Origin of the sequence: Paenibacillus taichungensis, from assembly GCF_047302525.1 — a bacterium.
GTDB classification, from domain to species: Bacteria; Bacillota; Bacilli; order Paenibacillales; family Paenibacillaceae; genus Paenibacillus; species Paenibacillus taichungensis_B.
Window position 1 is genome coordinate 801,843 of the sequence record NZ_CP168020.1, and the last position, 13,607, is coordinate 815,449.

The 13,607-nt window shown below is 43.7% G+C and carries 13 protein-coding genes; 10 read left to right on the plus strand and 3 right to left on the minus strand.

The features are described from left to right. Position 1: 1 nt before the first annotated feature. The 5 genes from ACDJ58_RS03620 to ACDJ58_RS03640 all read left to right on the plus strand — a co-directional run bounded on the left by ACDJ58_RS03620 (position 2) and on the right by ACDJ58_RS03640 (position 6,907). Positions 2–505: a hypothetical protein gene (locus ACDJ58_RS03620; RefSeq protein ID WP_413379445.1), complete on the plus strand. Its 504-nt coding sequence runs from the start codon at positions 2–4 to the stop codon at positions 503–505. 220 nt (positions 506–725) lie between these two features. Continuing rightward, the gene (locus ACDJ58_RS03625; RefSeq protein WP_413375581.1) at positions 726–1,052 is read left to right on the plus strand and encodes a phosphoribosyl-ATP pyrophosphohydrolase; all 327 of its coding nucleotides are present in this window, start codon (positions 726–728) and stop codon (positions 1,050–1,052) included. Continuing rightward, complete coding sequence (locus tag ACDJ58_RS03630; RefSeq protein ID WP_413375583.1) at positions 1,036–3,474, plus strand: DEAD/DEAH box helicase family protein; 2,439 nt, start codon at positions 1,036–1,038, stop codon at positions 3,472–3,474. The genes ACDJ58_RS03625 and ACDJ58_RS03630 overlap by 17 nt, the downstream gene beginning before the upstream one ends. A 354-nt stretch (positions 3,475–3,828) precedes the next feature. After that, a complete protein-coding gene (locus ACDJ58_RS03635; RefSeq protein ID WP_413375585.1) occupies positions 3,829–4,743 on the plus strand; it encodes a hypothetical protein in 915 nt (304 codons plus the stop codon). A 244-nt stretch (positions 4,744–4,987) separates the two neighbouring features. Continuing rightward, positions 4,988–6,907: a 3'-5' exonuclease gene (locus ACDJ58_RS03640; protein ID WP_413375587.1), complete on the plus strand. Its 1,920-nt coding sequence runs from the start codon at positions 4,988–4,990 to the stop codon at positions 6,905–6,907. A 149-nt stretch (positions 6,908–7,056) separates the two neighbouring features. On the opposite strand, the gene ACDJ58_RS03645 is transcribed toward ACDJ58_RS03640, so the two are convergent. The 3 genes from ACDJ58_RS03645 to ACDJ58_RS03655 form a co-directional block, all read right to left on the minus strand. After that, complete coding sequence (locus ACDJ58_RS03645) at positions 7,057–7,824, minus strand: MerR family transcriptional regulator (RefSeq protein WP_413375589.1); 768 nt, start codon at positions 7,822–7,824, stop codon at positions 7,057–7,059. Next, the gene (locus tag ACDJ58_RS03650) at positions 7,799–8,725 is read right to left on the minus strand and encodes a DUF2268 domain-containing protein (protein ID WP_413379447.1); all 927 of its coding nucleotides are present in this window, start codon (positions 8,723–8,725) and stop codon (positions 7,799–7,801) included. The genes ACDJ58_RS03645 and ACDJ58_RS03650 overlap by 26 nt, the downstream gene beginning before the upstream one ends. Before the next feature lie 201 nt (positions 8,726–8,926). Next, complete coding sequence (locus ACDJ58_RS03655) at positions 8,927–9,391, minus strand: hypothetical protein (RefSeq protein ID WP_413375591.1); 465 nt, start codon at positions 9,389–9,391, stop codon at positions 8,927–8,929. A gap of 135 nt (positions 9,392–9,526) precedes the next feature. Between ACDJ58_RS03655 and ACDJ58_RS03660 the strand changes: the two genes are divergently transcribed. The 5 genes from ACDJ58_RS03660 to ACDJ58_RS03680 all read left to right on the plus strand — a co-directional run bounded on the left by ACDJ58_RS03660 (position 9,527) and on the right by ACDJ58_RS03680 (position 13,578). Next, entirely contained in the window at positions 9,527–10,267 is a 741-nt protein-coding gene (locus ACDJ58_RS03660; protein ID WP_413375593.1) for a hypothetical protein, read from the plus strand. A gap of 26 nt (positions 10,268–10,293) precedes the next feature. After that, positions 10,294–11,109: a hypothetical protein gene (locus ACDJ58_RS03665; protein ID WP_413375595.1), complete on the plus strand. Its 816-nt coding sequence runs from the start codon at positions 10,294–10,296 to the stop codon at positions 11,107–11,109. 94 nt (positions 11,110–11,203) lie between these two features. After that, positions 11,204–12,502 (plus strand): galactokinase, encoded by a 1,299-nt coding sequence (locus tag ACDJ58_RS03670; protein ID WP_413375597.1) that lies wholly within the window; start codon positions 11,204–11,206, stop codon positions 12,500–12,502. 297 nt (positions 12,503–12,799) lie between these two features. After that, positions 12,800–13,081, plus strand: a complete 282-nt coding sequence (locus tag ACDJ58_RS03675; protein WP_413375599.1) for a hypothetical protein — start codon at positions 12,800–12,802, stop codon at positions 13,079–13,081. Positions 13,082–13,326: 245 nt separating this feature from the next. Next, complete coding sequence (locus tag ACDJ58_RS03680) at positions 13,327–13,578, plus strand: hypothetical protein (protein WP_413375601.1); 252 nt, start codon at positions 13,327–13,329, stop codon at positions 13,576–13,578. The last annotated feature ends 29 nt before the right edge of the window (positions 13,579–13,607 follow it).

Consider the following 13,607-nt stretch of genomic DNA (forward strand, 5'->3'; position numbering starts at 1 on the left):
TGTGAATTTGGAAAGTTTAGAAATCATTTTAATTGATTTTAACAAAAATAATCTGGATCAATTCATTAAAAATGATTTGAACATTCAGGTGGATCGAATCAAAAGTTCTCACTTTTATGATAACCGTAGTGAAAACGATATTGAATTTCAGCAAATAGAGAGCCTTGAAGAGATTCTTTCTCCTAAGGGAACGGGGAATATATTATTATCTCAGCTTAACCTAGGTCATACCTATAACGACGTGATGATTGTATTTTCATTCGATGAGGAATCTGGAGATATCGTTATGAATTTTCCAGAAGAGGAGTTGTTCAGCGGAGAAAATTCAGAGACAACGTTAAATGCTCAGAAGTTAATAGAGTATATTCTTGATATTAAGAAGAAGTATGCAATTGAAAAAGTTAGAATCGGTTATGAACCAGCTATGGATGATGACACTTGCTTGGTCGAGATTGATAAAGAAATGATGGATACGAATGTTATTGTCTCAAAACTGTTGGCTTAGAATCCTTCTGAACCAGAGTTTGATGCAAAATAATTAGACATTAATAATGGCAGAAAGCCCATTTCAACTCGAATACGAGTAGTCATGGGTTATTCTCATCTCCTCAATCCAATCTACTGCTTTACAAAATCAACCCATCCCTCCCCCTAGCAAATGGTATAATGGCAAAAATGGAGATTCTGGCTCGAAGGCTCTCACAGCAGAAAGGATGTTATACCACATGCCTACATACAACAAATTGGTGCGGGACAAGATTCCGCATATTATCACATCCAGCGGTAAGGAATGCCGCACACGTATTCTGGACCCAGAGGAGTATAAGCAAGAACTAAGAACAAAGCTGCAAGAAGAATCGGAAGAATACGTGAGTGCAGCGAACGATCAGGAAGCGTTGGAAGAACTGGCCGACATGCTGGAGGTCATCCGGGCGCTGGCGGAAGTGCATGGGGCGAATGCGGCCCAACTCGATAAGCTGCGGGCAGACAAAGCCGAGGCGCGCGGTGGATTCCAGGAACGGGTGTATCTGATCGATGTCGACGAAGCTTAACGTTAAACTCATTACAGATAACTTGGCAGACGAACTCATTACCCGGATGCAACATGCGTCCGGGATTTATATTATGACGTCATTTATTATGCAGTCTGGGGTGAAGCTGCTTGCGCCGCATTTGAAACGGGCGGCAGAGCGTGGGGCCGAGGTGCGGATGCTCGCGGGAGACTATCTGTATATCACACAGCCGGAAGGCTTGCGGGCGCTCTGTGAGGTTGATCCACGAATTGAGACACGTTTGTGGCGAAGTATGGGCACTTCTTTTCACCCAAAAGCGTATCTGTTCGATCATGACAACGGGGAAGGACTGCTGATTGTTGGCTCGTCGAACTTCTCGTTCACGGCGCTGAAGACGGGATATGAATGGAATCTGGCGATGAATGCGGAGGCGGAGCCGTATACGTTTCAGTCAGCTTTGGACAAATTCATGCAGAGCTTCTACCACGAGACACCCTTGCCGGTGAACCCGGATTCCATTGCGCTGTATGAGGAAGAGTACCGGAAGTATCACCAGAAGAACCCGGAGATGATCCAGCGGATCATGGAGATGGAAGAAGCGGAGTTCGGTACGGGGCTGCCGGAGGAAACAGAGGAAGAAACCGCCGCCGAGCTGTCGCTTGCCCCGATCCAGCCGCGCTTTGCGCAATTGGATGCGCTTGAAGCACTCCATGGCACGATGGAGGAACAGTACGACAAGGCAATGGTCGTCATGGCGACCGGGCTAGGCAAAACGTATCTGGCGGGCTTCTTTGCACAGCGGTTCCAGCGAGTATTGTTTGTGGCACACCGGGAAGAGATTTTGTTCCAGGCGAAGAAGTCTTTTCAGCGGATCATGCCGGAGCGCAGTCATGGGATATATAACGGACAGTACAAGGATGGAGCGGCGGATTGTGTGTATGCTTCAATCTTTACGCTGAGTATGCAGAAGCACCGGGATGGGTTTGCGGTAGATGCCTTTGATCTGATTGTGGTAGATGAGTTCCATCATGCGGCGGCGAAGACGTATATGTTGGTGATTGAGCATTTTCAGCCTAAGTTCCTGCTGGGCATTACGGCGACCCCGGATCGATTGGATGGTAAGGATGTGTATGCGCTCTGTGATGGGAATGTGGCGTACCAGATGCATTTTATCGAAGCGATCCGGCGAGGGTGGTTGGCGCCATTTCAATATTACGGGGTATTCGACGACACGGATTATTCGCAGATTCGCTGGATTGGCACGAAGTATGATGAAGAACAGCTCATGGCTGTTCAGTTGCAAGAGGAGCATGTGGAAACGATCTATGCGGCCTGGCTGCGGCACAAGCAGACGAGAACGATTGGCTTTTGCTCGTCGATCCGGCAGGCCGATTATTTGGCTGCGTATTTTCGAAGTCAGGGCGTGAAGGTACTCAGCTTGCATTCGCGTACAACGGAGATGTCGCGGGAGGAAGCCATTCGCCAGCTTGATGCGGGCGATCTGGAGGTTGTGCTGACGGTGGATCTGTTCAATGAGGGGACGGATATTCCGCGTGTGGACACGCTGCTCTTTGTGCGTCCAACGGAGTCACTCACGGTGTTTACCCAGCAAGTGGGTCGCGGTCTGCGGCTGGCGGAGGGCAAATCGCATTGTGTCATCATCGACCTGATCGGGAATTACCGCAATGCGGATGTGAAGCTGAGTCTGCTGGACGTGCGTGGGGAGCTGGAGGGAACCGCGAAAGACCGGGATTCGGCTGTGCCGGAAGTTCCAGACAACTGCGGGATTCATCTGGAGACCCGAGTGGTGAATCTGCTTCAGGAGCTAAGCCGCAAACGGCTGCCACGGCGAGAGAAGCTGCATCAGGATTTTCTGGATGTGAAACGAGAGCTGGGGCGTATTCCGACTTATCTGGAGTTGCATCTGATGGGGCGTACGAAGAGCATCGGGTACCGGAACGAATTTGGCTCCTATGTTGGATTTCTGTATTGGGCGGAGCTGCTGTCCCCGACTGAGGGAGAGGTGTACGTCCGGCATGAGGCGTGGCTGCGTGAAGTGGAGAAGACACTCATGAACAAAAGCTACAAAATGATCGTGCTGCTGTACATGCTGGAGCGAGGTGAAGCCCACTGGATGGACCCGATCACGCCGGGGGAGATGGCAAGATTCTTCCATACGTACCTAACGGAGAAGGTGTACCGGAAAAGGAAGGACTTTTCGGACAAAGGCAAACTTGCGCTATGGGAATGGAATGAGAAGACGGCAACACGGATTGAGAAACTGATTATCGACATGCCAATGTCTATGTGGAGTGGGGCGAAGGGCAGCATGACCCGTTTCGAAGATGGTGTGTTCTCGCTGAATGTGCAGGTGGAGGATGCAGAGGAAGGGGCGCTGCTATATCGTTGGACGAAGGAGATTTGTCAGTATCGGTTGCATGCGTATTTTGAGCGGGGGTAATCCTCTTTTGGTGAGATTCATTGAAGTTGTTTTATAAAGGATAAGTGGCAACGAAGCTGGTAAGACCCTTGCTTTGTTGCCACTTATATTTTTTTTGATCGATTCATAACGATTAATTTGCTTATCAATCTAGTTTTTAAATTCATAGATAGCCAGAATTATAATAGCAATTAGTGCTATAACAAAAAAAATAAAAAGAGTAATTAAAAGTCCGTAACCGAGTACAGAGGCTAACTTAGTGATTAATTTTTTCATAAAAATCAACCTTTCTATTATAGGTAAATTTTACAAATTATTTTATATATGATAATATCATACATGTAAATAAATAACATATAAAGAAGGGGAAGTGAGATGAATAATTCTAGTAAGCTACTAAAACCAGTACTTGCATTCTCGTTATTGTCTGCAGCATTTATGCCTTATGCTATTTCTAGCAATACTACTTATGCAGATTCCCTTTCAGTCGAAGCATCAACTCCTATCACGAATGGCGTAAATAATGCCTGGACAGATGGTACTGTAAATAATGAACAGTTGAAAGAAGAAGCAGATTTATCGACTTGGAATATAAGATATGACGATGAGGCAAAGACGGTCTTGAAGAGTATTAAAAGCAACAATACTTCTGCTTTAAAAGCTCAGGCCCAACAAGAGGCTGAGGCCAAATTTTTGGAAGAAGTTCAACAATTCCAGTCTTCTACAAATGCCAATGATCAATTGAATTTTGCAGCGGCAGCAGAAAAAACAAAAGCACAGTATCGTTCTGATTTTAATTTGGTGGCGCTATCACTAGGCTCTTTCTCTTGCCCTTTTGCAGGACAGGCTCTTAAAAATTCGCTTCAGGACTCTCCTTCAGCACTCGATTATGCTGCAGGCAGCAGTCGTTCAAATGCATGGTCACTAACTTCAGCTTACACTACAGTTTCAATACCTATTGCCAAAGCGATTGATAATGCAAATGCTGCTGGGAAAACATTTGTTTCTGGTGATTCCAGTGTTGCTACAAGCGCTGGAAATGCGGGTTTGGATTTTTATCTGGCTCTGGGTAAAGTTACTGTTAGTTGGGCAGCTGAAAAAGTGAGTGGAAGCTGGAAAGTATATATTCATACTTATGATAAGTATGATTTTCAAGATAAAACCGTTCCAAGCAGCTTCCCGAACAACATAATCACTATTGCAAACAATGAAGGTGCTAAAGCTCAAGCAGCCGGAGCTATTGTTCCTTATTTCATTCACATTTATACTCAACAGAATTACAAACCTTAAATTGGATTTGGTACTTATTAGTATATAACAACTAGAAATGAGTTTAGTTTCCCATTTTTAACAAAAGAGTGACTCTGAACTTTGGAGTCTCTCTTTTTTGCTTTAGCGCCCGATAGATTCGTTTGCAACGAATACTGTTTCGAGAAAAGATCCATATATAAAATTACTTGTGGAAAATTGTGGTTTTATGTTGAATAATATAATGTACATATAGCAATTATAGATTTGACTAGGAGCGATTAGCATGGCAATTACAGTACCAGAGGCTATCCCTAAGAAAGCGATGGCTGGTGAGCGGTTATTATTTGAAACTCTTAAGAAACATCTCCCGGAAGACTACATTGTATACTATGAACCTGAGATTCGTGGAAGACGACCGGATTTTGTCATTATCGGGCCAGATTTAGGTTTGCTTGTACTAGAAGTGAAGGATTATACCAAAGGCACACTGCATCAGGTAAATCGGGATGAATGGACTTTACACACTACTGCAGGTGAGACGACTACTGAACCGAGTCCACTGAAGCAAGCAAGAGGTTACGCATTCCTCATAGCGGATCAATTGAAGAAGGATAAGAATCTGATCAAAGAGGGAACGCCAGGATATTTGAAATTCAATTATGGGTATGGTGTTGTTTTCACCCGGTTGAAGCAAAAGGACTTTCTACATATGGATTTATACAGTGTTATTGATCCGGTGTTTGTGCTGACCAGAGAAGAGGTCAATCCGGAGGATGAAGATTTCTCGGAAGAAATCCTGATTGAGAAGCTTCTGCACATGTTTACGGTGCCTACCCGGAACCGATATAGCTTGACCCATGACGATATACAAGCAATTCGTTACCATCTGTTCCCCGAAGTGCGGATTAGTGCGGAGCGCAAAGAAATCGTGCCTCATCAGGACCAGCTATTGTTATCCTTGCATAACATCAAGACGATGGATCTGCATCAGGAAAAGATGGCTAAGCAGGTTGGAGACAAGCACCGCTTAATCCGCGGAGTTGCGGGTAGCGGTAAAACGCTGGTGCTTGTCAGTCGGGCGCGGATGCTGGCGAAGGCCAATCCAGACTGGGACATTCTTGTACTTTGTTATGGATCAACCTTATCCCAATACTTGAGACAGGCCATTGTGCAGAAGATGGCAGAGCCTGAGGATTTATTTGATTTTTCGGATAATGATGGGGTTTCTACGCTTGGATCCAATATTCAGGTGAGTACGTTCCATTCCTGGCTCGGCAAGCAATTTCGGATTATGGACAAGAAGTTGCCAGCCTTGCTGGAGAAGATGGAGCAGGGCATACAAGAGTTGCCGAAATATGATGCAATATTGATTGACGAGGGTCAGGATTTCGAACCGGATTGGTTGAAGTTGGTGAGTGCTTGTCTCAATGAGGAGACGCAGTCGCTCTTGCTTGTGGAGGATCGGGCGCAAACGATTTTCAAACGAAAAAACAGTTTGGCTCAAGATACGGGACTGGACTTCCGTGGCCGCTCCAAAATTCTGACGATCAATTATAGGAACACGGCACAGATCGTGCAATTTGCGTGGGATTTTTACAAGGAACACTCCAGGTTACAGCACAAAGTCATTAGCACTGCGGCAGACGGAATCGAGATTATACCGCCTCAATTCACAAAACGCAAAGGACCAGAGCCTCTGATCTATCAAAGCCAAAGCACGCAGGAGGAGATGGCGTTTGTAGCCAAGTCGATTGACTATCTGCGCCGGGAAAAATCGTTTGCCCTGAAGGATATTGCAATCCTGTATAGGGTACAGGAACATCAAGGAATTAACATTATTGGTGAGATGCAGCAAGCTCTGAACGATAACAGTCTTCCGTATAATTGGGTGACCAGAGATGAACAGAGTAAGAAGAGTTTTGATCGCGAAGAGGAAAGCATTAAAATGTTAACCATCGATAGCGCTAAAGGGCTTGATTTCAGGGCTGTGTTTATCATTGCCATTGAAACGATGCCACGTAAGGTGGGAAAAACAGATGAAATGGATGAACGGGAGGTGTCCCGTTTCTACATCGGTATGACACGAGCCTTGGAACGGCTGTTCCTGAGCTACTCTGGTGATTCCCGATTCACGCAATATCTGGATGAGGTTCAGCAGCAACGGACGGAAAGGCCAAAAGATAAAGCGGTAAGTAGAGGGTAATCGAATGTGGTCTGAACGAACAATGGGAAAGTAATATTTACACGTAAAATGAACTATATTAAAAAAACGTATCTTCCATACATATGCAATGGAGATACGTTTTTTTACTTTGTTACCTTGTAGGTAGAGGGTATCCAATTCACACAAAATCACTTTTCCCCCTCCTCCACATAAACCATAATCGCTTGATAAAAAAAACTCAAAAATTCCTTATCGCCAAACTGATCAAAATAACCCGCATAGCGACGATCCGTCGTGTATGCTTCCGCAATACACTTCAGAATCTCAGCATCACAGCTCATGAACTGTTCCAGACAACTTTTCCATTCAAGCACTAACGCTTGCACCTCACCAGAAGCAGGAGATAGATCCTGATGCTTCGCCAACTCCCGAAATACCTGCTCCATGTTAACCGAGAACTGCTGGTAAGCTTTTTCTTGCTCTTCCGCAGACAGTTGGTTCACATTAGCTTCGAATTCCTGATATTTCTTGGTATCTCCATATACAAACTTCGCCTCAGATTCATATTGTTCTTGAATGGACAGAATGGAAGAGTCGTCAAACAGATGAAGATGAGAGATATCCGTCCCATCTACATACTCATCCAACTGGTCGATGATGGTTTCGAGTTTTTGTTTGCGTTGAACGAGTGTACTGCGATGCTCTCTTAGGATATCTTTTTGTTCTTCTTTGGAAAGTTGCATCATGGCTGCAATGTCTTTTAATGAGAAATTCATTTCTTTGAACAAGAGAATCATCTGCAGATTCCCCAGTGCCTCTTGATCGTAATACCGATAGCCATTGTCCTCGACTTTGCTCGGTTTTAAGAGATCCGTTTTATCGTAATAATGTAATGCGCGTTTGGTAATGCCGGTAATCTGAATGATATCTTTAACGGTGAAATAGGGTGTCTTCATTCCAAAAGTCCTTTGTTTCAGCAAGAATGACACTTGCCGGAGTGATGGTTGCTTCGGTAATCGGTGTACCTGTTTTGTTCAGATAATATTGGATTAAATGATAACCGCAGGCATAGCCAGCCGCATAGGGCATACCTACGGGCGTGAAATTTTGCATTATGGCAAGTTCATCGCCGTACAAGTACGGATTAATCTGGTCAAAACCGGTGACATGCAGCTGGTCTTTCATCTTCGGTTTGATTAAGGTATTCAATGTCTCCATGTCCGTTTTGCCTACCCAGGGGCCTCTCAACTTTTCTCCATACAGAGATGTCGCAAAGCTCTCGGCCAGCCCCTCGCTAACAACCATCTCGCCAAGCGTAATCTGAGGATTCCACTGGATATATTGATACCTCACGTTATGATTGCATTCATGAGCTAACACGGATTGCATACGAGGTAGAGTATACCCATTGGGGATCAGGTTCGCAATAATATAACCCGGGATTCCACCATCTCCGCTGATGCCTTCGTTCATCGTGAGTGAAGTGCTATTCTTGTCGCCTAATAAAATCGTATATAGATATTCAGAGACTAACAGCTCAATCCCGTGATCTGTAAAGGTGGATAGACTCGTACGAACGGCTTCATGACACTGTTGCCAAAATGCTTTAGACGAGATCGCTGCTAACGATTCGTTAATCTCAGGTGTGATATCTGCGGGAGCGATATTCATAAAGTTATTCATCTTGATCACGTCGAAGCCATTAGGTTCGCTTGATCGAAAAGGAATCTGTTGAATGTTCCATTTGTTCATAAAGGGACCCATCATTCGCTCGCGGTATAACTCCAATTTGTCATCAGGTGCAGCCTTGATGATCTCTTTATAGATTTTATCTGAGCGTAACTCGGTAATCTTCATCATTAATCTCTCCTTTAGGTGAACTTGAGCCCATTATCAAGTATGACCCTACGTAACAGTCAAGGAGAGAATTTGTGATACGTTCAAGTGCATTAATCGATCCGATTCTAAGGTAAGATGTAAAAAAACTTTGGCTGCACTCCAGATATCTATGGAGAAAACAACCAAAGTTTTTGAACGTTTATAATCGCCTCACACACGTTATCCACGTTTCATTAATCCCGAAACCAAATATATGAACAACGCAGCCAATAGAAACGCAGGAACGATGATAGGTTGTGCCAGGTTGCCAATGGACATTGACGTCACTTGTGAACCAACCAGACTGACCGCGCCAACCCCAACAAACAAAGCGACATTCCATAAGGCAAAAGGGAGTAATCTTCTTACCTTACTTCGATACCGCGTAATCATGATGATCATCACCAGTATGAAAAGGACCAGAAACAGCGATTCCGTGATTGACGTCCATCTTCCCAGTTGACTCATTGACTCGATAGCCTGTTCGCTTATGGAACCACCGGAAGTCCACTGTTGTGATTGAGCTATACGATCGGATTCCAAGGAAACATAAATGCCATAAAATAAAATCATTAGTATGAGATACATAAGCATGGCTACGTTTATACGACGTTTATCTGGTTCTTTGTTTAAAATAACGTTCATACATTCACCTCTTAATCTGAATAATGGGTGTTCTCATGAAAACAACATTGAAACCGATCCGACACCAAAAATGGATATCTTTGTAGTATAATCCATTTGGTTCTGGATCGAAACCATGCGCGAAAGAGGAGTGCTATGAAAAAGAAATTTCTTTTGTTACTACTGTTTGTTGTACTCGTTACTTCAGCGGTAATTATATTATGGTTTGATAGGTTGAAATCTTCCGCATTTCAGACGGAAATGGGAAACGACGCCAACTCCGTAGGCTTGCCTAACCAAGCATCATCATTACCCAATATTATTGAAATCATAAATGAAGAAGCAACCCTACAATTATCTCTAAACGACGTCCCAGAGTATAAGCGCCACTTGATGAACGAATGGGACTTCCAAACTGAAATAGATCGTACACAATTGGAGGTATTGAAGGTGCCTTCTTCGGAAACATATTCGATGCTAAAGTATGGCTGTGGAACCAAAGCTTGCTCTACCCTTTTCGTGAAAACTGATGATATAGGGACGCATAGCTTGCCGTTGCCTGAGGGTATTTTACAAGATTATAAACTTTCCTCTGATTATCAGCAGGTGTTGATTCGGTATGCTTATGATGAAGGCGGTCTGGTTAAGAGACAAATCCTTGTTGCCGTGGATCTCAAAAAATTAGAAATCATCCCATATGCATCAACTGATTTGGAAGAAGCATTCATGTTGAAACCGACCTGGCCCATCATCTCTTATGATTGGATAGACAATAACCATTTCACGATTGAAACAGCAGCATTAGAAACAAGCGAATATAACGTACTTAAAGAATGGTTTGATTCCAATGATCGTGAAACGAGGAAGGTAACAATTCGGTTAAATTCATTGGATTAATTTTAGCTATTTAGATGAGAGGGGACATGGATTTGATAAAAGAAATAGCTTCATTGACGTTGTTGAGTGCAGTTCTTTTTGGAGGATGCCAATCAGATTCGTTAGTTTCTGTACAGCAGGAACGGGGTATGTCTCCCAGCAAGCAGGTAACTACGAAGCCGGAACAAGAAACAAATTCAAAATTGAAATTAATCGGATCTTCTGAGGATGAACAAGTAAAACTTTATACAGTTAAAGAAACGGAAGATGCAATTGAAAGAGTAACTATAGATATAAATGGGCGCACAAAAGATTTTGATTGGAGCATCTCTCATTATTCAGGAACGGAGCCGCAGTTATTTTATGCTGATCTTACCGGTGATGGTAAGGAAGAGGCTATAGTAATCATTCAGATTGGCCGAGGGACAGGCTTGAATATCTATGAAATTCATGTCGTTAACTCCGATAACTTATCGGAAATTAAAGTACAGCGTTATGAGGATATTGTTGCTGAGCATATTGAATCGCGTGTATCTAAAAATGATGATGGTACATTAGCGATTACAGTGAATTCACAAGGGCAAGTAGGTAACTTCAATTATGATTTTGATCCAGCACCAGACTACCATCAAGATGAGCTTGCTTTCGGCGGTGTTGTTATTTATACATTGGATAATCACAAAATAAAATTAAGTCTTCCTGGGTCTATTGGTATATCTCCTACATATGTGTGTGACTTCAATATCACGTATACCTTCGATAAAGCCGACAATGAATTTATTGTTGATCAGATTGAAGTTAAACCTTTTAAAAAACGCTTACAAACTTTCAATTCTACCCTACCTTTTCCGAAACGAAGCTGAGATAATGGGAGAGTAAACGGGCATGAATCGTTCCCGTATTGTTCATCATCTACGGCAGAAAAATAAATGCTATATATCCATAGGAGGATTATTAATGAACACTCAACCATTGGAACTGATTCAATCTACTTCAGGCCAAGAGTTGCTTGCCCAAATGTATGGTCAGCAACAACTAGAGGAACAGACAGCACGTTACACGAAGCTCAATGAATCATTCGAACAGTATTTTGGCGTACAAGAGGGCAGCAAATTGTTCAGTGCGGCTGGACGAAGCGAAATTGGCGGCAACCACACGGATCATAATCATGGCAAGGTGCTCGCGGGAAGTATTACGCTGGATACGATAGCGGTGGCTGCGTCAACGACGGATTCGGTAATTACCTTTTATTCAGAAGGCTATGAACAGAAATATGTAATCGATCTCACAGATTTGGCACCGAAGGCTGAGGACGACGGCACTACGGCGTTGATCCGTGGTATGGCTGCGGGATTTGGGCAGTTCGGATACAAAGTGGGCGGCTTCCAGGCGTACATCTCCAGTAACGTGTTCTCGGCGTCCGGGCTGAGCTCGTCGGCATCGTTCGAGATGCTGATTTGTACGATTCTGAATCATTTTTACAATGAGGGCACATTAGATGTGGTGGTCATGTCCAAGATTGGTCAGTATGCGGAGAATCAATATTGGAACAAACCTTCCGGTCTGCTGGATCAGATGGCTTGTGCCTATGGTGGGCTGATTGCGATTGATTTTGAGAATCCGGCCGAGCCTGTAATTGAGCCTGTAAAATGGGATTTCCAACAAAACGGTTACTCCTTGGTCATTGTAAACACAGGTGGGAATCATGCGGATCTGACGGCGGATTACGCTGCAGTACCATATGAGATGAGAGCGGTTGCTAAAGCGTTGGGCAGCGAATATGTCCGAGAAATTACGGGCGAGGCGATTTATGCCAATCTCAAACAGGTACGTGAAGCAGCGGGGGATCGTGCGGTACTGCGTGCGCTGCATTTCTTGGAGGAAAACAATCGGGTGGACGGTCAGGTACAGGCCTTACGGGATGGGCGTTTTGCTGATTTCCTGAATCTGATTACGGCATCCGGGAATTCTTCCTGGAAGTGGCTCCAGAATGTATACCAGAGCGGCTCGGTGAAGGAACAGGAGATTGGTATCGCACTGGCGTTAACTGAAAATTATCTGCAAAAGCTGGGTGATGGCGCTTGCCGTATACACGGCGGTGGATTTGCAGGGGTCATTCTGACGATTCTTCCCAACGAAAAGGTTGAGGAGTATATGTCCTGGATGCACGATATGCTGGATACGCCAATTATTGTGGTTAATGTGCGTGCGCAGGGTGCGGTATGTTTGAACACATTAATCGAAAACGTGGGTTAATCTTGTCGGTGTAACACACTGCGATGTTTAACCTGTATAGGTAGTATTAAACGGTACATTATAGCGGTTCTCCAACTTGACACTGGTCATGGAAGAGGATCGCTTTTTGCTGTCTACATTTAGGAGAGATAGCTCGCTCCGGACTTTTTTTTGAGGGAACGGTCCGTTATTAAAAACTTCAGATCAGGAGTTGGCGAAGATGGTTGTGGAACGTGAACAGTCTTATGTTCATTTCTATATAACATCTCAAACTTTGGAGTCGTTACCGTGTTAATTAAGTAAAGGAGGGAATGCAAAATGACGACAAGCACAGTGGCTGAGCAGGAAGAGGCGCTTTTGTATGACGAGTTGCGACGTGCGCTGGAAGAAGTGGAGGAAGGAAAGCAGCGGTATAAAATGTTGAAGCATATGATCAGGCAACTCAAGTTTGCCAAATGGCGGAAAGAACGATTTCACAGGTTTGATCAATACTTTCAGAATGTAAGGCCGGTAACACTTTGGATCATGTTAGCCACTGGGGGGCTTATGCCAGTAGTGTTGTTCAGCATTTTTATATGGGTATCCTTGTGGGTGGAATGAATCATGGATGATTAGGGTAAATACCCTTTAATGAATAGCATGTTAAAGTGAGGGCAGTGGGTATGGAGGAATCATGTGTACAGTCACTGCCTAATAACTTCATTAGGCCAAAGATGCACTATAATGATTCTACTTCTTTTGGTATAAGTTCACATATATAGGGGGTGAATAATATTTTTAAAAAGCTTAAGTGTTTATCTATGATATCTATACTTCTATTACTTATCCTTGGAGGATGCAATTCTATGCCCAATCAAAACAAAATCATTGAACAGGCCACAGAAATTGGTCAACAGTATTTTATAGATCAATACAATACGGAAGTTGAGTTTACAGATCATAAGTTCATGCCAAAAGATCTTAGTCACAATGTTAGTCTAAGCGGACATGTCAAAGACGACAAAGAAACGGAAATCTCTATTCTTATTGATTATGATACGTTTGAAGTCCAAACAGCCATTGTCCCCAAAGAACTGCTTAAACAAAAGAAAAAATAAATTCTAAACAATATCTTACTTCTTAGTGA